Raw genomic sequence first — 23,307 nt, 5'->3', positions numbered from 1 at the left:
TCACTTCTCCTGCGTGAGGTGACGGCGGCCCAGAGGGAAGATCTGGGGCCGGTCGCTACGGGGGTGGGGCACGACGACGCAGTCGAGGCCGAACACCTCGGCGACGGTGCGTTCGTCGAGCACCTCGGCCGGGGGGCCCTGGCGCACGATGCGGCCGTCGCGCATGGCGACGATGAGCGAGGCGTACAGGGCCGCCTGGTTGAGGTCGTGGGAGACGAGCACGATGGTCTTGCCGGTCCGTTCGTTGAGTTCGGCCAGCAGGTCCATCACCTCGATCTGGTGTGCGATGTCCAGATAGGTGGTGGGCTCGTCGAGCAGCAGTGTGGGGGTGCCCTGGGCGAGGGCGAGCGCGATCCACACGCGCTGGCGCTGCCCACCGGAGAGCTCGTCGACCGGACGGTCGACGAGATCCGCCGTGCCGGTGGCCATCAGCGCCTCCGCGATCACCAGTTCGTCGGCGTCGGTGCGCCGCTGGCCGAACTGGCGGTGGGGGTGTCGGCCACGCCAGACGAGATCTCCGACCGTGATGCTCTCGGGAGCGAGGGGGCTCTGAGGCAGGATGCCCAGGCGGCGGGCCACCTGGCGGGTCTTCATGGCGTGGATGTCGGCCCCCTCCAGCAGCACGGAGCCGGAGGCGAGGGGCAGAAGCCGTGCGATCGACTTCAGCAGCGTGGACTTGCCACAGGCGTTGGGACCGACGAGGGCGGTGATCCGCCCCGTCTCGATGCGCAGCGACAACTCCTGGATGATGTGCGTGTCGCCGTACCCGGCGGATACGCCGCGCGCCTCCAGGCTGTGCGAAAGGGTTGGTTCGTCGGGGGTGCGTGGGTTCACGAGACGGCTCCCTGCCTGCGCCGAAGGATCAGCCAGACGAAATAGGGCGCTCCGAGCAGCGCGGTGAGGACTCCGGTGGGCACCGGGCTGATCAGGGGGGCGTTCTGGGCGAGGACATCGGACCCGATGACGACGACGGCGCCGACGAGCGGCGCGACGGCGACTGCACGGTCCCCTCCGACGAGCCGCTGGGCGATGGGGCCGCTGACAAGGGAGACGAAGCCGACGGGGCCGACGACACTGGTCGCCAGGGCGGCGGCGCCCGCGCCGAGCAGCAGGACGGCCACACGGGCGGGTGCCACCTTGGTACCGAGGCCGGTGGCGAGTTGGTCGCCGAGGGCCATGTCGGCCAGCGGGCGGTGGACAAGCCCCGTGCCGAACAGGCAGACGGCCAGGCCGAGGGCGAGTGTGGTGACGCCGTCCCAGTCGGCGGCGCTGGTGCTGCCGATCAGCCAGCGGGTCGCGACGGCGACGCTGGACTCGTCGGCGAGGGTGAACAGGTAGTTGGTGTAGGCGGCGCAGACCCCGCTGAGTCCGATCCCGACGAGCACGAGCCGGTAGGTGTCGATACCTCGCCGCCAGCTCAGCGCGTACACGACGGCGACCATGACGAAGGACCCGGCGATCGCGGCGGCCGGGGTGCCCACTCCGGCGGTGGCGGCTGGGGCGAGCAGCAGCACGGTGGCGGCACCGGCTCCGGCACCGGCGGAGATGCCGACGATATCGGGGGTGGCCAGCGGGTTGCGGACGATGCGCTGGTAGAGGGCTCCGGCCAGGCCGAACAGCGCCCCGGCGAGCACTGCGGACAGGGTCCGGGGCATCCGTAGCTGGAAGATCAGGTAGTCGGCGAGTCCGGTGCGCAGTCCGAGGGCCGCAGGCAGGACATCGGAGAGGTCGACGCTGCCGACGCCGCCGAGGAGGACGGACGCCGCCATACCACCGAGCAGCAGAACGGTGAGAACGGCCGTCACACGGACGGTGCGCAGATCCTGTGCTCGGCGGCGGGCACGCAGCCGCGCAGCGACGTGGGCCGTGGCACCGGTGGCGCCGGAAGGAGTGGACGGGGTGGACGGGGTCCGGGTGGTCGCAGTCGTCATCACACACGCACCAGGTTCCGGCGTCGGGCGAGCCACACGAAGAAGGGGGTGCCGACGACCGCGGTCATCACTCCGACCTGGATCTCCCCGTGACCGCCGATGAGACGTCCGGCGGTGTCGGCGCCGGTCAGCAGCACGGCGCCGAGGGCCATGGCCAGCGGCAGGGACCAGCGGTGATCGGGCCCGACGAGCAGTCGGGCGCAATGGGCACCGACCAGTCCGACGAAGGCGACGGGGCCGGTGGCAGCGGTGGCGGCGGCGCACAGCAGTACGGCCACCGCGGCACAGGCCAGACGGGCGCGTTCCACGCGCACTCCGAGGCCGCGGGCCGTCTCCTCGCCCAGGGCGAGGATGTTGAGGGCGCGGCCGAAGGGCAAAGCGAGCAGCAGCCCGGCGACCGCGAACGGCACGGTCTCGTCGAGTACCTTGGCCCGTCCGGTGAGCTGGCCGACGGACCAGAAGCGCAAGTGGGAGTAGGCCTCGGTGTCCCGCACCACCATGAGGGTGATCAGGGAGGACATCACCGCGGCGAGGGCGACTCCGGCAAGTACCAGGCCGATGGTGGAACTGCCCGCGTTGGTGCGGGTGCCAATGAGGTACACGAGCGCGGCGGTGACCGCGGAGCCCGCGAAAGCCGTCCAGAAGTGACCTTCGAGGCTGGTGATGTCGAAGAACAGGATGCCGAGGACGACGAACATGGCGGCGCCCTGCTGGATCCCCAGGATGCCCGGGTCCGACAGCGGGTTGAGGGTGAGCGCCTGCATCATCAGCCCGGCCGCGCCCAGGCAGGCGCCGACGAGCAGCCCCAGCAGGGATCGGGGGATACGCTCGGTCCACAGCACATGGGAGTTGTAGGTCTCGCCGCCGGGGTGGAGCAGGATTCGGACGATCTCCGTGGGAGAGATGTCACGGGAGCCCAGTCCGACGCTCGCGACGAGGGTCACGGCGACGAGGGCTGTGGCCAGCAGCAGGATGCCGGCCCCTCGCGAGAAGCGGGTCCGTACCGGTGTCTCTCGGGACGTCACCGGTGGGGACGTTGTCGTCATGTGTCGTTCGGCTCCTCACGATTCCCTGACAAGGTTAGGCTAACCTAACCCTGCTCGCGGTCGATCCAAGCGGGAGTGCGCGGCAATCACATTCAGGGGTCGTTCAAACGGCCCGACGATTCGGGGGCGTTCGTGACGCACAGAGATGCGTGGAACCAGGGGCCGCAGACCGCGGACGACGGCTTCATCGCGGCGCTGGGGCATCCCACACACGTGCACGATTTCCATCAGTTCCTCTACGCACCGCTGGGGTGCGTGGTCGTGACGGCGCTGGGCACGGACCACGGGTTGTCGCCCTCCGTGGGTCTCTGGCTCCCGGCGGGCGTACCGCACTGCGCCCGCTTCGGTCCGGATTCACTGGTGATGGCCGAGTCGTTCGACACCGAGCCGCACGTACTGCCGTACACGGAGGCGACGGTGGTGAACATCGGCGACAGGAAGCGCCGGATGCTGTTGTCGCGCATGCGCAGCGGACGGACGGACCCCGGTGACGCGTACCTGTTCGCAGCGCTCACCGACGGACACGAGCGGTGTCTTGCCCTTCCCCGGCCGACCGGCGGCCCGGCCCGTACGGTGACGGCCGGGTTGCTGCGCGACCCGGCCGACCAGCGCACGGCCACGCAGTGGGCGGAGGATCTGCACACCAGCTCGACGAGCCTGCGGCGCGCGTTCCGCAAGGAGACAGGGCTGGCGTTCACCGAGTGGCGCACCCGGCTGCGGCTCAACCGCTCGCTGGAGCTGCTGGACCAAGGGCTGATGGTCGGTGCGGTGGCGGCCCGGGTGGGCTTCACCAGTACGAACGGCTACATCGTCGCGTTCCGCCGCCACTTCGGCTGCACCCCGGGGGCGTTCGTGCGGGCTTCGCGGCATTCCGCGGCATAGAGGCAGGCCGATCAGACAGAAGCGGAGGCGGCCACCGGCGCAATCCAGAATGCGGACGATTCGCGGGGGGACCGCATGGCGCGGAGACCAAATACGACGGGTCCGCGCCGGCACCCCGCAGAACAACCGGCGCGTCAGCGCACCTCACCTGCGAACAGCGCCCACCGGGCACGTGGTCCCGGGAAACCCGACCCGCGTCCCGCCCGAAGCCGATGGCCTGCGCTCACCCACCGACCCGCTCGCGCGCTGCGGTGCGCCACCCCGCCCAGGGGGACGGCAGCCGGTCGGGGCCGGACTGGTGGGCGCTCCCGACCGGGCGGCCCAGAGACCGTGCGCGCCGATACCCGCCGGGGCCGCATTCCCGGCGACGCCGCCGATCGCAGAGCGGACAGCGAGGTCCGCGACGTCAACGCGCATCTCGCGGCGGCGGCCCCGGCATCCGGCTCGGCGCGGTGGGGCCCGTAGTGCTCACCGACGCGCCGGGGCCGCACGTCAGCCGGGCTTCGAGCAGCGGCGTCGACTGCGGCTTTCGGCCGCCGAAGGAGACCTCCCTACTGCCGTAGCCCACCGGCGGACGGTGCCAGGAGCGGAGGGATTCTACGGACGGCCCTGGACATCACCTGGGAGACGAGGGGGCGCTGCTGGTGCTGGGCGAGGTGCCTGCCCGCACCGGCCGGACCGGGCGCGGCGCCCGCGTCTCGCCGAGTCCGGCCGCGAGCCGGACGTGGTGCCGTCGGTGAACGGCTGGGCGCGAGCCATCGATCGACGCGGAACCGGCCTTCGGGGAGGCGTTCACACTGCTGGGGCGGGTAGGCACGGCTCGGCCTACCCGCCGGCAAACCCGGTCCTCCGAGCCGCGAGCATCACGTTCCTGGACACCCCTGGGGCGCAGGACCCGCTGACGCGGGTGCGGCGGGTCCGCGGCGGCGCCGCGCTCGGGTGTCAAGGGGGTCGGTCATCCGCCGACGCCCGGTGCGACGCCGGGCGTGCCGGTGGCCGCCGGGGCGGGGGCGCGGGCACGGGGCGCAGGCTTCCCGGTGAACGCAGTGGGCGAGAACGTGATCAGGCCTGCGCAGGCGCTGACCGCTCCGACGGGGACCGGAACCACCCCCTCCGCCGCCGCCCCGCACCCAACCATGCTTGTTGCACGTTCAGTTGATGAGGCTTCAGGCCGGGAATCCGGCCGCCTTCACTTCAACGGCACGGACTTGACATGAGTCACCCACCCCGTGATTCTTAGGTAAGGCTTACCTAATTTTCCGTGGTCGTGTGTGTCGGCCCACCGGGGCTCAGCGCCCCGACCATTCCCGGAACCAGCCGAAGTCCCCGGTACCGAGCAGGACTAGCAAAGGATGAGCATGTCAGCAGGGCACGCCGACGCGGGGCATCACGACGCCGCCCTCGTCGAGGATCTGGTCGGCATAGGCTTCGGCCCCGCCAATCTCGCACTGGCCGTCGCCACGGCGGAGCACAACGACCGGTGCGGACCCGGGCACGCGCTGCGGGCCGTCTTCACCGAGCGCCGGCCGCAGTTCGGCTGGCATCCGGGGATGCTGCTGGCCGGGGCGACCATGCAGGTGTCGTTCCTCAAGGATCTGGCCACGATGCGCGACCCGGGCAGCCGGTTCACGTTCCTGCGCTACCTGCACGAGCACGGACGGCTGGCGGACTTCATCAACCAGAAGTCGTTCTTCCCGACGCGTATCGAGTTTCACGACTACCTGCGCTGGTGCGCGGACCAGGTCAAGCACCGGGTGCGCTACAGCATCGAGGCGTACGGAATCCGGGCGGCGGAACCGGACGTGGCGGACCACCCGGTGGACGCGCTCATGGTGCTCACCCGTCATACCGGGGGCGCCGCCCGGACCGGCCGGATGCTGCGCACCCGCAATGTGGCCATCGGAACCGGCCTGCGGCCCAGGCTCCCGGAGGGCGTGAAGGCCGGACCGCGCGTCTGGCACACCCAGGACCTGCTCTTCCGTGCCGAGGAGCTGACCCATCGCCCTCACCGCCGCTTCGCCGTGATCGGCTCCGGGCAGTCCGCCGCGGAGGCCGCCGAGTTCCTGCACCGGGAGTACCCGGATGCCGAGGTCTGCGCGGTGTTCAGCCGCTACGGCTACAGCCCGGCCGACGACAGCCCGTTCGCCAACCGGATCTTCGATCCGTCGGCCGTCGACGACTTCTTCGACGCGCCCGACGAGGTGAAGGAGTCCCTTCTCGCCTATCACGCCAACACCAACTACTCCGTGGTGGACGGGGCCTTGATCGAGCAGCTCTACCGGACCGTGTACCAGGAGAAGGTGGCGGGCGCCGAACGGCTGCGGATCCTCAACACCACCGCGCTCGCCGCCGTGGAGGACCTGCCCGACGGCGTACGTGCGGTGGCCCACTCGCTCACCACAGGCGAGCGGCACACGCTCGACTGCGACGCCGTTGTCGTCGCTACCGGCTACCGTCCTGCCGATCCGCGCGAGTTGCTCGGTCCGCTCGCCGAGGAGTGCCTGACGGACGGACAGGGGCGGCTGCGCATCGGCCGTGACCACCGACTGCTCACCACGGACCGGATCCGCGCCGGGATCTATGTGCAGGGCGGAGCCACCGAGCACACCCACGGCATCACCTCCACGCTGCTGTCGACGCTGGCCGTCCGGTCCGGGGAGATCCGCGACTCCCTGCTGCTGGGGCAGGCCGGGCGGGACGCGTTGGAGGGGGCGATCCCGGGCGGCACAGGGGTAGGGAGCGTCCCGATGCCCACCGCGTGATCCTGCCGTCGACCGTCCCGCCGAGCATCCGATTCCGGAGAAGCCCACCGTGCCCGTGTCCAGAACTCTGACGCGCACGCCGCCGCAGCACACGGCAACGCGCTGCAGTGTGCTGTCGGCCCAGTGCGCCGCCCCCGGAACAGCACGTACGACATGGGCCGGCACACCGATCCGCGCGGCCCTCCGGACGCGGCCGTGTCAGTAGCGGTCCACCGCGTCTTCACCGAGGCGCCCCGAACGCGCTGCCGGATACGCCAGGAGAGCAGCCGTCCCGTCCGGATGGACGGCTGCGGCGTCACCCCGCTCACCCAGCGCATCGCCGAGGTGTACACGGCCCTGGGCGAAGGGCGAGATCCCGGTCCTCGCCCCCGTGGCCGCGCGCGGAGGCGGGCCCGCGCACCGTGCCCGGCCACAGGCCCCAGCCGCAGCCGCAGCCGCAGCCGGACCCACGATCCCATCCGCACATATGAAGGAGAGTCCCAAATGACCGCCACCAATCCGTTCGAGGACGACGAAGCCCGGTACGTGGTACTCGTCAACGTGGAGAACCAGCACTCGTTGTGGCCCGCGTTCGCCGAGGTGCCTGCCGGCTGGACCGTGGTCCACGGTGAGGATTCCCGACAGGGCTGCGCCGCCTACGTGGAGGAGCACTGGACCGACATGCGCCCGGCCAGCCTGACGGCGGCGCGGCCCTGACTGCTCCCAGGACACCGGGCAGCCTCCGTGGTTCCCTCCCAAAGGCTGCCTGGTGCGCCGTCAGCGCCCGGCTGTCAGCACCAGGGCCAGCACTTGTGAGCCCCGGCGGGGATCCAGCGCGGCCAGCCAGGCCGCCGGCGCCCCGTCCGTGGCCCCCGGGACGAATCCGTGCCGCAGGAACAGCGTGCCGACGCCGACGGTAGCTGTGTACACGCGCACGACGGACTGGGCGACCGCTGCGGCGAGCGTCGCCCGCAGCAGAGCCGAACCGACTCCCCGGCCCTGACTGGTGGGCGACACACAGAAGTTGTAGAGAACGGCGGTGTCCCCGCCCGGCATCGGATGGCGGCGCAGCCCCACGCATCCCACGACACCCTCCGTCGCCGACTCGGCGACCCGGAAGTCGCCCACCGACCGCGCGTACACCCGCGACGCCCTCGCGCGCAGCGCGCCCTTGTGGGCGAAGCCGCGGGACAGGCGGTAGAGCTCGTCCGCGTCCCCCGTCGTGGCGGTGCGCACGACGGGGTCGTGAGCGGGTCGGGGTCCGCTGCGGGACAGTTGCGTCGTCATCTGCCTCTCGCTCTCGTGGAGTTGGGACGCCGGGCGCCAGGTCGTGCGCGACGGACCGGCTTGACTCGGACCGAGCATAGATAGTTAGGTTAGCCTTACCTAATCCAGCATCCATTGATGCGCTCTCTTAGGGGAGAAGGACCGCAGATGACCGAGAACGACTCGGAGCAGATGTTCACGCTGGAGCGCCTGGTGCGCGACGTGGCGGAGGTGCTGTACCTCGACCCGGACGAGATCGCGGTGGACGAGAACGTGCTCGACCAGGGCCTGGACTCGATCCGTCTGATGACGCTGGTGGAGACATGGCGGGCGGACGGGGCGCAAATCAGCTTCGTGGACCTCGCGGAACGCCCGACGCTCACCGAGTGGACCGGCCTCCTCGCGCCGGGCGGAGCACCTCGTGCGGATGCGTGACCTTCTGATCGATGTCGAACCCCTGCGCACCAGCCGGGACTTCCGAGCCATCTTCATCGCGCGCGTGGTGTCCCTGTTCGGGCTCGGGATGGCGACGGTCGCACTCGCCTCGCAGGTCTACGAGCTGACCGGCGCCACCTTCCACGTCGCCGTCAGCACCATGATCATGAGCATCACGGTGCTGCTCGGCTCCTTGTGGGGCGGCTGGATGGCCGACCGCACGGACCGCCGCCGGCTCATCGTCTGCGCACGTGGCGCGGCGGCCCTGGCGTTCGCCGGGCTGGCCGTCAACGCCTTTCTTCCGGAGCAGTCCCTGTGGGCGATCTACTTGTGCGTGGCCTGGGACGGACTGGCCACCGGAGTGAGCGTCACGGCGCTGATGGCGGTGGCCCCGACCCTGGTGCGCTCCGACCAACTCCCCGCGGCCGGTGCGCTGATCTCCCTCACCGGCGAGATCGGCTCGATCGCCGCACCGCTGCTCGGCGGTGTGCTGCTGGCTCTCGGCGGTCCGGGCCCGGTCTTCGCGTTCACCGCGTTCACCACCGGCGTCACGACCCTGCTGATCTCCCGGATCCGGCCCTTGCCCCCGGTGAAGCACGCCGATGACGAGAAAGGTGCCGAGGACAGCGGCTCACCGCTGGTGGCCCTCAAATACGCGCTGCGCAACCGTGTCGTCGGCGGACTGCTCGTCCTGGGCGGCGTGACCGCGCTGTTCAATCTGCCGGTCGTACTGTTCCCGGAGCTGGTGGACACCCGCTTCGGCGGGGGCGAAGTCATGCTCGGCCTGCTCTACACCGCGCCCGCCGTCGGCGCCGTCCTGGTGTCCGCAACCAGCGGCTGGCTGACCCGCACCGCCCGGCCCGGACGGATGCTGCTGACCGCCGCGTTCACGGGCGGACTGGCGACCGTGGGCTTCGGCCTGAGCGGCCATGTCGCCGTGGCCGTGGCAATGCTCGCCATCGCCGGTGCGGCCGGGACGGTGTACGAGATCCTGGAGTACGCCCTTGTCCAGCACAGCACACCGGACCGGCTGCGCGGTCGGCTTGTCAGCGTGATCACCGCTCAGGGAACTACTGGCGATGTCGTCGGCGACGCCGAAGTGGCCCTGCTGGCACGCTGGTTCAGTCCGGCTGCGGCTGCGGTACTCAACGGCGCGGTCTGTGCGGTCGCCGCAGTGGCGGTGGCCGTGGCGGTACCCGGACTGCGTAGGGCAACCCTTCCCGGCAAGGACGGCACTCCGCCTGCCACGGGCGGCCTGGTGCCCTCCGACGGTGCCCGCGCGGCAGCCGGCTGAACCGCCCGGTCCTCCTCTCTCCCCCCGCCGTCCGACCGCGCCCATCCTCCCGGCGCGGTCCGCGGCACGACTCATTCCCCCCTGCGGTCCCGGTCCCCGGCCCACCGCGTGCGCACCCTGGAGCAAGATCCATGACCGAGCGTGCTTTGCGGCGACTTCCCCTCACCGGGGCCCAGACCGGCGTCTGGTACGGCCAGCGGCTCGCCCCCGACTCCCCGGTCTACAACGTCGGCCAGTACGTCGAGATCGACGGCGCACTCGACACGGAGCTGTTCGAGGCATCCGTTCGTCGTGTGATCACCGAGTCCGAGGCGCTGACCGTGCGCTTCGAAGAGGACACTGCAGGCAACGCCGAACAGATCCTCGCCGAAGACGAGTTCGAGGGCCCAGTACTCCGGATGCTCGACCACACCGGTCAGGCGGACCCTCGCGGGGCGGCGCTCACGTGGATGCGCGCCGACATGGACCGGCCCGCAGACCCCCTCACCGAACCGCTGTTCGCGTTCGCCCTGCACGTGGTCGGCCCGGACCGTGTGCTGTGGTATCAGCGCGCCCATCACATCGCGCTCGACGCCTACAGCTTCTCCCTGATATCCCGCCGCACCGCCGAGGTCTACACGGCGCTGGCCCGCGGCGAGGAACCCAGTCCGTCGCCGTTCGGCTCCCTGGCGTCGGTGGTGGCCGAGGAGCGGGACTACGCCGACACCGAACGCCACACACGGGACCGCGCCTACTGGCTGGCCCGGCTCGCGGACCGCCCACAGCCCGAGCCGCTGGCCGGCGCCTCCTTCCCGGCCTCCGCAAGCTTCCGTCGCGAGGGAGCGACCCTCTCGGCGGAGACGACGGCCGGGCTACTGGCCGTGGCGCGGGCCGCACGCGCCAGTTGGGCCGACACGGTGACCGCCGCGTTCGCCGCGTTCCTGCACCGCTCCACCGGTGCCCGGGACGTGCTGCTGTCGATACCCACGATGGCCCGGCTCGGTTCGGCCGCGCTCAAGGTGCCCGCGATGGTGGTCAACGTGCTGCCGCTGCGGGTGACGGTGCGCCCGGAGTGCCCGCTGGCCGAACTGACCGCCGATGTCGCCGGACAGATACGCAGTCTTCGCCGCCACCAGCGATACCGTGCCGAGGACATCCGCCGCGACCTCGGCCTGGTGGGCCGGGAACAGGGCCTGCTGGGGCCGATGGTGAACGTCAAGGCGTTCGACAACGCCCTGGACTTCGCGGGCGCGCCGGGCACCGTCCACAACGTGGCGGCCGGCCCGGTCGATGACATCACCCTCGCCCTGCACCGCGACGCCGGTGAGGGCCGTATCCGCTTCGAGTTCGACGGCAACCCTCAGGCCTACGGTCAGGAGGAACTGGCCTCCCGCACCGCGGAGTTCGCCCACTTCCTCACCCAGGCCGCCGCAGCGGGTCCTCAGACACCCGTTGGCCGTCCGGACCTGCTGGACGCGGACAGCCGGCGTGCCCTGGTCGAGGACGTCAACGCCACCGGCCGCGAGGTGCCGCCGGGCACGGTGGTGGACCTCTTCGAGGAGCGGGTCCGCACCCACCCGTCGGCCACCGCGCTGGTGTGCGGCCCTCACAGCCACAGCTACGCGGACCTGGACGAACGCGCCAACCGCCTGGCGCGGCTGCTGATCTCCCGCGGAGTGGGCCCCGAGAGCTACGTCGGTCTCGCCGTGCCCCGGTCGGCCGATCTGATCGTCTCCCTGCTCGCCGTACTCAAGGCGGGTGGCGCCTATCTGCCGCTGGACCTGGACTACCCGGCGGACCGGCTGGAGTTCATGGTCCGCGACGCACGCCCGGTGTGCGTGCTCACCACCCGGGACGCGGCGCCCGACGCCCCGGATGTGCCCGGCATCGGGACGGTCGTCCTGGACGCGCCCGACACACTGGCAGCGTTCGCCGATCTGACCGGACTCCCGCTGGCCCCGGCCGAGCGGCCCGTCCCGCTCGACGGCGCACACCCCGCGTACGTCATCCACACCTCGGGCTCCACTGGCAGGCCCAAGGGGGTGGTGATCCCGCACGCCGCACTCGCCAACTTCCTGAACATGCAGGTCCACGAGCTGGCACTCACGGCCGGGGACGCCCTGGTCGCGGTCACCACGATCTCGTTCGACATCGCCGCCCTGGAGATCTGGGGCCCGTTGATCAGCGGCGCGACGGCGGTACTGGCCGACCGGGACACCGTACGGGACCCGGCCGCGCTGGCCGCGCTCGTGGACCGGCACCGGCCGGCGGTGATGCAGGCGACCCCCTCCCTGTGGCACGCCCTCCTGGAGGACGGCCGCCCGGCCACACTGGGCGGCACCAAGGCCCTCGTCGGCGGCGAGGCGCTGCCCGCCGACCTGGCCGAGCGGCTGGCCCGCACCGCGCGCACGGTCACCAACGTGTACGGGCCCACCGAGGTCACCGTCTGGGCCACGTCGGCCGTCCTCGGCCCCGACCACACCGGCGTCCCGGACATCGGCAGCCCGTTCTGGAACACCCGCGCCTACGTACTCGACTGCGCGCTGCGGCCGGCCCCGGTGGGACGCCCGGGTGAGCTCTACCTGGCGGGGGACCAGCTCGCCCGCGGCTACTTGGGACGGTACTCGCTGACCGCGGAGCGCTTCGTGGCCGACCCGTACGGCGCTCCGGGCAGCCGGATGTACCGCACGGGCGATCTCGTACGGCGACGCACGGACGGGCGGATCGACTTCCTGGGCCGAGCCGACGACCAGGTGAAGGTGCGCGGCTTCCGTATCGAACCGGGTGAGATCGAGAGCGTCCTCGGCGACCCCGTCGAGGTGGGCCGGGCCGTGGTCGTGGTCCGTGAGGATCTGCCCGGATCACAGCACCTGGTGGGATATGTAACCGCCTCCGGCGAAGGCACCGCGCCGGACCCGGCGGTACTGCGGCACGTGGCGGCCGCACGGCTGCCCGAGTACATGGTCCCCTCGGCGGTCGTGGTGCTCGACGCCTTCCCGCTGACCGCCAACGGCAAGATCGACCGTCGGGCACTGCCCGCTCCGGACATGTCCGGTCCGGCCGGAGCCGGTGGGGGCCGGGCACCGCGCGGCGCCCGCGAGGAGATCCTGACCGGGATCTTCGCCGATGTGCTCGGCCTCTCCGCGGCGGGTCCGGAGGACGACTTCTTCACCCTCGGTGGTCACTCACTGCTCGCGGCTCGGGTGATCGCCCGGGTGCGCACGGTGCTGGGGACCGAGTGCGGCATCCGGGACGTGTTCGAGGCGCGCACCCCGGCGGCGCTGGCAGCCCGCCTCGCCGAGCGGTCCGGATCCCGTCGGCCCAGGCTGACGCGGGCGGCCGGGCGGCCGGAGCGGCTGCCGCTGTCCCACGCACAGGCGCGGTTGTGGTTCCTGGACCAGATGGAAGGGCCGAGCGCCACCTACAACATCCCCTTCGTGGCCCGCTTCGAGCAGGCACTGGACACCGACGCGCTCGACGCCGCCCTGCGCGACGTCGTGGCCCGGCACGAGGTGCTGCGCACCGTGTTCGCGGAGGCGGACGGCGAGCCGTACCAGCGGGTTCTCACGCCCGAGGAGGCCGGGGTCCGGCTGCGGGTGGTGGATGTGCCGCGCGACCGGTTCGACGCGGAGGCCGGTGCCGCACTCGGGCATCTCTTCGATCTGTCGGCGGAGCCGCCGGTCCGGGTCACCGTGCTGCGTGATCCGGAGAGCGATGCGCATGCCCTGGTGGTCCTGCTGCACCACATCGCGAGTGACGAGTGGTCCATGGGGCCGCTCCTGCACGGGCTGGAGGAGGCGTACGCAGCGCGACGCGAGGGCCGGGCCCCGGAATTCGCCGATTTGCCCGTGCAGTACGCCGACTTCGCCATATGGCAGCGCGAGTTGCTCGGCGGTACTCGGGACGCGCGGTCGCTGGCGGGCAGCCAGGCCACCTACTGGGGCCAGGCCCTGGCCGGTCTCCCCGAGGAACTGTCCCTGCCGACGGACCGCCCGCGTCCAGCGGTGGTGAGCAACGCGGGCGGTATGGTGCACCGCCCGCTTCCGGCCGAACTTGCCTCGGCGATACGCCTGTTGGCTCGAGAGAGCGGTAGCAGCGTCTTCATGGTGGTGCACGCGGCGGTCGCCGCCCTGCTGCACCGCCTGGGCGCCGGGGACGACATCCCCCTCGGCACCCCCGTCGCGGGGCGTGGCGACACCGCGCTCGACGACCTCGTNGGCTTCTTCGTCAACACCGCCGTCCTGCGCACCGACCTCTCCGGCAACCCCACCTTCACAGAACTGCTCCACCGCGTCCGCACCACCGACCTCACCGCACTCGACCACACCGACCTCCCCTTCGACACCGTGGTCGAGACCCTCAACCCCGAACGCTCCCTCGCCCGCCACCCCCTCTTCCAGACCATGGTGGCGCACAGCACCGTCACACAGGACATGCGCGCGCTGTTCGGCCTCGATGCCCGGGTGGACCGGGTGGACCCGGGTGTCACCAAGTTCGACCTGGACATCACGTTCTCCGACACCGCGCACGGCGACGAGCTGGACCTGGAGATCTTCTACGCCGCCGACCTGTTCGACCGGGCAACGGCCGACACCTTGGCGGACCGGCTGCTGCGGTTCCTGGAGCAGGCTGTGGCCGACCCGGCCGCACCGGTCGCGGCGCTGGACCTGCTCGACGATTCGGAGCGTGCGCGGTTGGCCCGCTGGAGCGGCACTCGGCGCCCGATGACGGACGCCGTCGAGGACTCCTCCCCATACGGCACCGTGCTTGATGCGCTCGCCGTGCAGGTGGCGCGCACCCCGGACGCGGTGGCCGTCGTGGCCGGTGACACCCGGCTGACCTTCGCCGAACTGGGTGAGCGCGTGGACCGCCTGGCCCTGCTGCTGACCGCGGAGGGCGTGGGCCCGGAGGCGGTGGTGGCGCTGGCCGTGCCCCGGTCCGCGGACTCGGTGGTGGCCGCGTTCGCGGTGCTGCGGGCCGGCGGTGCCTATCTGCCACTGGATCTCGACCACCCGGCGGAGCGAGTCGACTTCATGCTGCGGGACGCGGCGCCGGTGTGCGTTGTCACCACCTCGGCCACCGACGCGGACGTGCCCCATTCGCACGGTGCAGCACGGCTGGTGCTGGACGATCCGGCCACCGCCGAGCGTCTCGCCGGGGTGGAGCCCGCTCCGGACCTGCCCGTCCCGGGCCCGGACCACCTGGCCTATGTCATCTACACCTCCGGTTCCACCGGCCGTCCCAAGGGCGTCAGCCTGCACCACGCCGGTCTGGCCAGCCTCTACCGCGACCACCACCGGGAGCTGTACGAACCGGTCGCCGAGCGGCTCGGCCGACGGGTGCGGGCGCTGCACACCGCCTCCTTCTCCTTCGACTCGTCCTGGGAACAGTTGCTGTGGCTGATCGCCGGTCATGAGCTGCACATCCTCGACGAGTACGGACGCAGGGACGCGAACGCCGTGGTTGCCTACGTGCGGGAGCATCACATCGACACACTGGATGTGACCCCGTCCTACGGGCAGCAGCTCCTGGACGCCGGCCTGCTCAGGGGCGCATGGCGCCCGCCGCTGTTCCTGCTCGGCGGCGAGGCGGTGCCGCCTGCGCTGTGGGAGGAGCTGCGAGCGGTCCCGGACGTGGAGACGGTCAACTACTACGGGCCGACCGAATTCACCGTCGACGCGCTCGTGGCCCGCGTGACGGACTGTGCCACGCCGGTCGTGGGCCGCCCACTGGACCGCAGCCGGGCCTACGTCCTGGACGCGCGACTGCGTCCGGTGCCACCCGGGACACCGGGTGAGCTGTATCTGGCAGGGGTGCAGAACGCCCGCGGCTATCTGGGCCGGTACGCGCTGACCGCGGAGCGGTTCGTGGCCGACCCGTACGGTACTCCGGGCAGCCGGATGTACCGCACGGGCGATCTGGCGCGATGGCGCCCGGACGGACTGCTGGAGTTCCTGGGCCGCGCGGACCAACAGGTGAAGATCCGCGGCTTCCGTGTCGAACCCGGAGAGGTCGAGGCGGCACTGACCGCGTGTCACGGTGTGCGCACGGCTGCGGTGATCCTCAGAGAGGACGTACCAGGGGTGCGTCGGCTGGTGGCGTACGCGACGGGTACCGCGGATCCGGCGGTGGTGCGCCGCGAACTGGCCGAGCGGCTGCCGGAGTACATGGTCCCGGCGGCGGTGGTGATGCTGGACGCACTGCCGGTGAACGTCAACGGCAAGCTGGACCGTGCCTCGCTGCCCGCTCCCGCCTCCATCGCCGCCGAGCCTTCACGCTCGCCGAGCGGTGCGGTGGAGGAGCGGATCGCCGCGGTGTTCGCGGAGGTCCTGGGTCTGTCCTCGGTCGGCGCCGACGACGACTTCTTCGCGCTCGGCGGTCATTCCCTGCTGGCCACCCGGGTGGTGGCCCAGGTGCGTGCGGCGGGGACGGCCTGCTCGGTGCGGGACGTGTTCGAGACCCGTACGGTCACTTCGCTCGCCTCCCGCCTGGCCGAACGCACCGCGTCCGCCCGGCCGGTGCTCGTACGGGCGGCCGAACGGCCCGAGCGCCTGCCGCTGTCGTACGCGCAGGCCCGGCTGTGGTTCCTAGGCCAAATGGAAGGGCCCAGCGCCACCTACAACATCCCGGTCACGCTGCTGCTACGCGGCGTGCTGGACACGGACGCGCTGCGGGCCGCCGCCGGTGACGTGGTGGGTCGGCACGAGACACTGCGCACCGTCTTCGCAGAGGCGGACGGCGAGCCGTACCAGGAGGTCCTGGCACCGGGGGCGGTTGAGGTGCCGTTCACTGTGGGTCGCGTGACGGCCGAGGAACTGAGCGGGGCGGTTGCGGAGCTGGTGGCGGAGCCGTTCGACCTGACGAGTGAACCTCCCTTGCGATTGACGCTGTTGAGCACTTCCGAGCAAGAGCACGTACTGGTGCTGCTGCTGCACCACATCGCGAGCGACGAGTGGTCCACGGGGCCGCTGCTCGCGGACCTGGACACGGCGTACACGGCCCGGCTCCAGGGACAGGAGCCCCGGTTCGTCGAACTGCCCGTGCAGTACACGGACTACGCCCTGTGGCAGCGCCGGCTTCTGGGCGAGGTGACGGAGCCGGACTCGGTGGCCGGCCGTCAGGCCGCTTACTGGCAAGGGGCTTTGGCCGCATTGCCCGACCAGCTGTCCCTGCCGACGGACCGGCCACGTCCGGCGATGCCGTCACACCGGGGTGACACCGTGGTGTCCGAGCTGCCCGCCACTCTGGTGGCGAAGCTGGATCGCCTCGTGGCGGAGACGGGCGCGACCATGTTCATGGTGGTGCACGCGGCGGTCGCCGCCCTGCTGCACCGCCTGGGCGCCGGGGACGACATCCCCCTCGGCACCCCCGTCGCGGGGCGTGGCGACACCGCGCTCGACGACCTCGTCGGCTTCTTCGTCAACACCGCCGTCCTGCGCACCGACCTCTCCGGCAACCCCACCTTCACAGAACTGCTCCACCGCGTCCGCACCACCGACCTCACCGCACTCGACCACACCGACCTCCCCTTCGACACCGTGGTCGAGACCCTCAACCCCGAACGCTCCCTCGCCCGCCACCCCCTCTTCCAGACCATGGTGGCCTATGAAGGCGGAGGTCCGGATCAGACCAGGCTGCTGGGTACGGAGACCGAGGAGTACGAAGTCCTGACCGGTGCGGCGAAGTTCGACCTGGAGGTCCTGTTCCGGCGGACCCCGGGCGCGGACCCGGTGATGACCTGCGGAGTGCGGTACGCCACCGATCTGTTCGAGCGGGTCAGCGCAGAACGACTGACGAGGCGTCTGGTACGACTGCTGGAGCAGATGGTGACCGACCCGGATGCTCCGGTCGGACGCGCCCGGTTGCTGGATCCGGCTGAGCGGGTTCGGGTTCTGGACGGCTGGAACAGTACGGCACGGCCGCTGACGCCGAGTACGCTGGCCGCGCTGGTGGCGGCCGGTGCTCGACGCGACCCGCACGGCACGGCCCTGCTGTCCGAGGGCGCGCGACTGTCCCGTTCCGAGTTCGAGGANCGCGTCAACAGGCTGACGCGCCTGCTCATCGCGCGGGGCGTCGGACCGGAGTCGGTGGTCGGCGTCGCCCTGCCCCGATCGTTCGACCTCCTCATCGCCGTCCACGCCGTCATCCGCGCGGGTGGCGCCTACCTCCCCCTCGACCTCACCCTGCCCACCGAGCGCCTCGTCCACATGGGCGAGACGGCCGCCCCCGTCGCGGTTCTCACCCATCTCTCGTCGGCGAGCTCCCTGCCGGCGGAAGTCGCGGCGGAGCGCATCTCACTCGACTCACCCGCTGTGGCAATGGAGTTGGCAGGTCTGTCGTCCGGTGAGGTGACGGATGAGGACCGGCGGGCGCCGCTGCTCCCACGCCATCCGGCCTACGTCATCTTCACCTCCGGATCCACCGGCCACCCCAAGGGCGTGATGGTGGAGCACGCGGCCATCGTCAACCGCCTCGTATGGATGCAGGACGCCTACCGGCTCACCCCGGACGACCGGGTGCTCCACAAGACACCGACAAGCTTCGACGTGTCGGTGTGGGAACTGTTCTGGCCACTGGCCGAGGCCACCCCCCTGGTCATCGCCCGGCCCGAAAGCCACAAGGACCCGGAACACCTGGCCTCCCTCATCCGCGAACACAGGGTCAGCGTCCTGCACTTCGTACCCTCCATGCTCCAGGCATTCCTCGGCGAGGTGAAGGTGTCCACCTGCCCGTCCCTGCGCACGGTCGTCTGCAGCGGCGAAGCACTCCCCGCCGACCTGGTGGAACGCTTCCACACCTCGGCCGGCACACACACCGTCACACTCGAAAACCTGTACGGACCCACCGAAGCCGCCGTCGACGTCACCGCAGCCACCTGCCCACCGGGAACCACACCCGCCAACGGAACCCCGGTCCCCATCGGCACACCCATATGGAACACCCGGGTCTACATACTGGACGCGGCACTCCAGCCCGTCCCGGCCGGAGTACCCGGCGAGCTGTACCTCGCCGGCGACCAACTCGCCCGCGGCTACCTCAACCGGCCCGCCCTGACAGCCGAACGATTCACCGCCGACCCCCACGGCACCCCCGGCACCCGCATGTACCGCACCGGAGACCTCGCACGCTGGCTCCCCAACGGAACACTCACCTACCTCGGACGCACCGACGACCAGATCAAACTCCGCGGCTACCGCATCGAACTCGGAGAAATCGAAGCCGCACTCACCACCGCACCCGAAATCGCCCACGCCGTCGCAACACTCCGCGAGGACCGGCCCGGCATACGCACACTCGTCGCCTACGCCNTCCCCACCACCACGACCGCGAAGCTCGACACAGCAGCACTACGCGCCCACGCCGCCGAACTCCTCCCGGAATACATGGTGCCCTCACTCCTCATCCAGATCACCGAAATACCCCTCTCCCCCAACGGAAAACTCGACCGACGCGCCCTGCCCGCACCACCCGCCACCACAGCAGGGGCGGGGACGGCCGATGTCGGTCCGGCTTCAGGCGGGGCACCCGCGGCGGCGCTGGCGTGGCTGATGGCGGAGGTGCTCGGCCTGCCCGCTGTGGGCGTCGAGGACAACTTCTTCGAACTGGGCGGCGACTCCATCGTCTCCATCCGGCTGGTCAGCCAGGCCCGCAAGGCGGGTCTGGCGATATCCGCCCACCAGGTGTTCCAGCACCCGACCCCGGCGGCGCTCGCGCGGGTGTGCGTTCCGACAGCCGGCACCACCGCCGTGTCGCCTCCGGTGGACATCGGCACGGGCCCGCTGGTGCTGCCTCCGGTCGCGCACTGGTTCGCCTCGCGCGGCGGCCCGTACTCCCGCTTCTGCCAGGCACGGCTGGTCCGGCTGCCCGCCGGGGTGCGGAACGGGGATCTCGCCGCCGCCCTCCAGGCGGTGGCCGACCACCATGACGGGTTGCGGCAGGCGCTGACCGTGGCACGGCCCGGGGTGTGGAGCGCCGAGGTGCGTCCGCGCGGCACACTCGACGCGGACTCGCTACTGCGGACAGTGGAGGCGGCCGGACTGGACGGCGGGGGGCTGCGGGACCTGGTGGCGCATGAGTCGGACCGGGCAGCGGACGAGCTGGATCCGGTAGCCGGTGTCACGCTGCGGGCCGTCCATTTCGACGCCGGGCCGGATCACGCGGGCAGGCTGTTGCTGGTGGCGCACCATCTGGTGGTCGACGAGGTGTCCTGGCAGATCCTGCTGCCGGATCTACGGGCCGCGTGGGAAGCGGTCACGGCTGGGCGGGCGGTCGCGCTGGAGCCGGTCGGCACCTCGCTGCGGACCTGGACGGCCGGTCTGCTGGCCGAGGCCCACCGTGCACGAAGGACCGCCGAGCTGGAACACTGGTTGAACGCGGCGCCGCGCGAGCGGCTGCTGACGGACCGTGCGCTGGATGCCGCACGAGACACGGTGGCGACCGCACGTCGTCTGACAGTGAGGCTGTCCGCAGAACGCACCGAACCGCTGCTGACCGCCGTACCGTCCGCTTTCCACGGCACCGTCAACGACACCCTGCTCACCGCGCTGGCGCTGGCCGTCGGCGACTGGGCGGTCCGCGCCGGGCGCGGGGCCGCAGCCCTCGGACTGACCGTGGACCTGGAGGGCCACGGCCGGGAGCAGGAACTGCTCCCCGGCGCCGATCTGACCCGTACTGTCGGCTGGCTGACCAGCGTGTATCCGATGCGCCTGGCCATCGGCGGCTACGACCCGGTGTCGGTGCTGGCGGGCCGCGAGGAGGCGGGCACGGCACTCAAGGAGGTCAAGGAGCTGTTGCGGAGCGTCCCGGACGGGGGTGTCGGCGCGGGACTGCTGCGGTATCTCAACGCGGGCTCGGCCCGGCTGTTCGACCCGGACGCACGGTCCGAGATCCTCTGGAACTACCTGGGGCGCCGGACCGAGCAGGCCACTGCCTCGGACTGGGGCCCGGCCGCGGAGGCCGACTCCCTGGCGGTCCGCCCGGACGCGGCCACTCCGCTCTCGCACGCGCTGGAGATCAACACGGAGATCGTCAGCGGAGCCGAGGGCCCGGAGCTGACCGCGGCCTTCATCTGGGCGGGCGAGGCCCTGCCCCAGCAGACGGTGAGCGAACTCGCGGACGGCTGGCTGGCCGCCCTGGACACGCTGGCCGCCTGGGCGGACGGAGGCACCGACGCCGGGCACACCCCGTCCGACCTCGACCTGCTCGACCTGGACCAGGACCAGATCACCATGCTCGAAGAAATGTGGAGGGCTCAGCAGTGAAGCAGGCTCGGATCGAGGACATGCTGCCGCTGTCCCCCTTGCAGCAGGGCATGCTGTTCCATTCCGTCTACGACCCGGACGCCACCGACATCTACACCGTGCAGGTGACCGTGGCACTGGCCGGTCCGGTGGACGCCGCCCGGATGGAGCGGGCCGCCGGCGCGCTGCTGCGTCGGCATCACAATCTGCGGGCCGGTTTCTGGCACGAAGGGGTTCCGCAGCCTGTGCAGTTCGTGCCGGCCGAGGTGCGGATCCCGGTCGAGTGGGCGGACCTGACGGACTCCCCCGTACCCGCCGCCGAGGCTCTGCGCGGGCTGGAACGGGCCGAGCTGGCCCGGCGCTTCGAGTTGCACCGGCCACCGTTGGTGAGGCTGGTGCTGGGCCGCCTCGGCGCGGACGACCACCGGCTGGTGATCACTGTGCACCACATCCTGGTCGACGGCTGGTCGATGCCGCTGCTCGTCGGGGATCTGCTGTCGCTGTACGAGAGCGACGGGGATCCGGCGGCGCTGAAGCCCGTGCACCCGTACCGGGACTATCTGAAGTGGCTGAAGCGGCAGGACACGGTGGCGGCCGAGACCGCCTGGCAGGTCGCGTTGGCCGGGTTGGAGGGGGCATCGCTGGTGGCCCCGGCGGATCCGGCACGGCGGGCCGTTCGGACGGGTGCGCACACGGCCGAGCTGTCGCGTGAGGCGACAGCTCGGCTGACAGCGACCGCACGGCGCCTGGGCACCACACCGAGCACGCTGGTCCAATGTGCCTGGGGGCTGGTGCTCGGCGGGCTGACGGGACGGCAGGACGTGGTGTTCGGGCTGACCGTGTCCGGCCGCCCGGACGAGCTGCCCGGGGTCGAGTCGATGCTCGGTCTGTTCATCACCACCGTGCCGGTGCGGCTCGGCGTGCGGCCCGCGGAGAGCGTGGAGCAGCTGCTTGGCCGCTTTCGCGACGAGCAGAACTCCCTGCTCGCGCACCACCACCTGGGGCTGCGGCAGATCCAGAAGCAGGCGGGCGGCGGTGAGCTGTTCGACACGCTGGTAGTGATCGAGAACTATCCGGTCGACCCGGACTCCCTGCCCGAGCTGACCGGTGGCCTGCGGGTGACGGACATCGAGGCCCGGGACGCCACGCACTACCCGCTGACCCTGGCGGTGTCCTTGGAGGAGCGTGCCCTGCTCAGTCTGGAGTACCGGCCCGATCTGTTCGACGCCAGGCAGGCGGGTCTTGTCTCGGCCCGGCTGACGCGGGTACTGGAGCAGATCGCCACATCGCCGGACACGGCCGTCGGTGCGCTGGAGCTGCTGGCCCCGGCGGAGCTGGAGCGGGTTCGGTCCTCCTGGTCCGGCTCCGTCCGGGACCTGCCGAAAGGCACGGTAGCGGACCGATTCACCGAGCAGGCGGCGCGTACTCCGCAGGCGGTGGCAGTGGTGGCGGACGAGGTGTCGCTGACGTTCGCCGATCTGGTCGAGCGGGCCGGACGGCTTGCCGGGCTGCTGGCGCGACGCGGGGTCGGCCCGGGGTCGGTGGTGGCACTGGCGGTGCCGCGTTCTGCGGACTCGGTGGTGGCGATCCTGGCGGTGCTGAAGGCGGGCGGCGCGTATCTGCCGCTGGACCTGGACTATCCGGCGGACCGGCTCGCCTACATGCTCGAGGACGCGGCACCGGTGTGTGTGCTCACCACATCGCGGGCCGTCGGCCTGCTGCCGGAGTCCGGGCCGGACCGCATCGTGCTCGACGCGCCCGTAACGGTTGCCGAACTCATCGCCGTTCCGGCCGGGTTCACGGGGCCCTCGGTGCGGGCCGAGCATCCGTCGTACGTCATCTACACCTCCGGCTCCACCGGCCGCCCGAAGGGCGTGGTGCTCACGCATGGCGGCCTTTCCAATCTCTACGCCAATCACATGTCCGAGGTGTTCGGCCCGGTGGTGGCGGCCTGCGGCGGGCGAACCCTGCGGGCGCTGCACACCGCGTCATTCAGCTTCGACACCTCCTGGGAGCAGTTGTTCTGGCTGATCTCCGGACATGAACTGCATGTGCTGGACGAAGTGGGCCGCCGTGACGCCGAGTTCGTGGTCTCCTACGTACGCGAACACCAGGTGGACGCCATGGACGTCACACCCACCTATGCCCGCCAGTTGCTCGACTGGGGCCTGCTGGACACCGCGCATCACCGCCCCGTGCTGCTGCTCCTCGGAGGGGAGGCCGTGCCGGACTCGCTCTGGTCACAGGTCCGGGCCGCCGACGGGGTGATGTCCGTGAACCTGTACGGGCCCACCGAGTACACGGTGGACGCCCTCGCCGCCGATCTGTCCGGGAGCACCGACCCGGTGGTCGGACGGCCGATCGGCAACACCCGTGCCTACGTGCTGGACTTCGCGCTGCGCCCGGTGCCCGCCGGGACGACCGGTGAACTGTATCTGTCGGGCCACGGCATCGCCCGCGGCTATTGGGGCGGCGAGCACTGACGGCGGAACG

11 protein-coding genes are annotated in these 23,307 nt (G+C 71.3%); 7 read left to right on the top strand and 4 right to left on the bottom strand.

Annotation, left to right across the window (positions count from 1 at the left end; genetic code table 11):
* The 3 genes from GTY84_RS15425 to GTY84_RS15415 are packed head-to-tail and all read right to left on the bottom strand — an operon-like array spanning position 1 to position 2,977.
* Positions 1–834 carry an ABC transporter ATP-binding protein gene (locus tag GTY84_RS15425; RefSeq protein WP_161226826.1) on the bottom strand — a complete coding sequence of 278 codons (834 nt, stop codon included), beginning with the start codon at positions 832–834 and terminating at the stop codon, positions 1–3.
* Complete coding sequence (locus tag GTY84_RS15420) at positions 831–1,931, bottom strand: iron ABC transporter permease (RefSeq protein WP_161226825.1); 1,101 nt, start codon at positions 1,929–1,931, stop codon at positions 831–833. The genes GTY84_RS15425 and GTY84_RS15420 overlap by 4 nt, the downstream gene beginning before the upstream one ends.
* The gene (locus GTY84_RS15415; RefSeq protein ID WP_161226824.1) at positions 1,931–2,977 is read right to left on the bottom strand and encodes an iron ABC transporter permease; all 1,047 of its coding nucleotides are present in this window, start codon (positions 2,975–2,977) and stop codon (positions 1,931–1,933) included. The genes GTY84_RS15420 and GTY84_RS15415 overlap by 1 nt, the downstream gene beginning before the upstream one ends.
* Positions 2,978–3,109: 132 nt before the next feature.
* Here GTY84_RS15415 and GTY84_RS15410 point away from each other — a divergent pair, with 132 nt between their 5' ends.
* The 3 genes from GTY84_RS15410 to GTY84_RS15400 all read left to right on the top strand — a co-directional run bounded on the left by GTY84_RS15410 (position 3,110) and on the right by GTY84_RS15400 (position 7,317).
* Positions 3,110–3,859: an AraC family transcriptional regulator gene (locus GTY84_RS15410; RefSeq protein ID WP_345943446.1), complete on the top strand. Its 750-nt coding sequence runs from the start codon at positions 3,110–3,112 to the stop codon at positions 3,857–3,859.
* A gap of 1,358 nt (positions 3,860–5,217) precedes the next feature.
* Complete coding sequence (locus GTY84_RS15405; RefSeq protein WP_161226823.1) at positions 5,218–6,621, top strand: lysine N(6)-hydroxylase/L-ornithine N(5)-oxygenase family protein; 1,404 nt, start codon at positions 5,218–5,220, stop codon at positions 6,619–6,621.
* 483 nt (positions 6,622–7,104) lie between these two features.
* Entirely contained in the window at positions 7,105–7,317 is a 213-nt protein-coding gene (locus GTY84_RS15400) for an MbtH family protein (RefSeq protein ID WP_161226822.1), read from the top strand.
* A 60-nt stretch (positions 7,318–7,377) separates the two neighbouring features.
* On the opposite strand, the gene GTY84_RS15395 is transcribed toward GTY84_RS15400, so the two are convergent.
* Entirely contained in the window at positions 7,378–7,887 is a 510-nt protein-coding gene (locus GTY84_RS15395) for a GNAT family N-acetyltransferase (RefSeq protein ID WP_161226821.1), read from the bottom strand.
* A 147-nt stretch (positions 7,888–8,034) separates the two neighbouring features.
* Between GTY84_RS15395 and GTY84_RS15390 the strand changes: the two genes are divergently transcribed.
* The 4 genes from GTY84_RS15390 (at position 8,035) to GTY84_RS33865 (ending at position 23,297) form a co-directional block, all read left to right on the top strand.
* Entirely contained in the window at positions 8,035–8,301 is a 267-nt protein-coding gene (locus GTY84_RS15390; protein ID WP_161226820.1) for a phosphopantetheine-binding protein, read from the top strand.
* Complete coding sequence (gene entS / locus GTY84_RS15385; RefSeq protein WP_202551153.1) at positions 8,294–9,595, top strand: enterobactin transporter EntS; 1,302 nt, start codon at positions 8,294–8,296, stop codon at positions 9,593–9,595. Before GTY84_RS15390 ends, entS begins: the two co-directional genes overlap by 8 nt.
* A gap of 131 nt (positions 9,596–9,726) precedes the next feature.
* Entirely contained in the window at positions 9,727–20,835 is an 11,109-nt protein-coding gene (locus GTY84_RS15380) for a non-ribosomal peptide synthetase (protein WP_161226818.1), read from the top strand.
* Entirely contained in the window at positions 20,832–23,297 is a 2,466-nt protein-coding gene (locus GTY84_RS33865; protein ID WP_345943445.1) for an AMP-binding protein, read from the top strand. The genes GTY84_RS15380 and GTY84_RS33865 overlap by 4 nt, the downstream gene beginning before the upstream one ends.
* Positions 23,298–23,307: the final 10 nt, after the last annotated feature.

Origin of the sequence: Streptomyces sp. SID8352 (assembly GCF_009862265.1) — a bacterium.
Taxonomy (GTDB): Bacteria; Actinomycetota; Actinomycetes; order Streptomycetales; family Streptomycetaceae; genus Streptomyces.
Note: the sequence above shows the minus strand (reverse complement) of the source record. Positions and strands in the feature narration are given on the sequence as shown.

Excerpts from the sequence above, each read along its gene's own strand:
- GTY84_RS15415 (WP_161226824.1), bottom strand. The coding sequence starts at position 2,977 with ATGACGACAACGTCCCCACCGGTGACGTCCCGAGAGACACCGGTACGG.
- entS (WP_202551153.1), top strand. The coding sequence starts at position 8,294 with ATGCGTGACCTTCTGATCGATGTCGAACCCCTGCGCACCAGCCGGGAC.
- GTY84_RS15400 (WP_161226822.1), top strand. The coding sequence starts at position 7,105 with ATGACCGCCACCAATCCGTTCGAGGACGACGAAGCCCGGTACGTGGTA.
- GTY84_RS15405 (WP_161226823.1), top strand. The coding sequence starts at position 5,218 with ATGTCAGCAGGGCACGCCGACGCGGGGCATCACGACGCCGCCCTCGTC.
- GTY84_RS15420 (WP_161226825.1), bottom strand. The coding sequence starts at position 1,931 with ATGACGACTGCGACCACCCGGACCCCGTCCACCCCGTCCACTCCTTCC.
- GTY84_RS15395 (WP_161226821.1), bottom strand. The coding sequence starts at position 7,887 with ATGACGACGCAACTGTCCCGCAGCGGACCCCGACCCGCTCACGACCCC.
- GTY84_RS15390 (WP_161226820.1), top strand. The coding sequence starts at position 8,035 with ATGACCGAGAACGACTCGGAGCAGATGTTCACGCTGGAGCGCCTGGTG.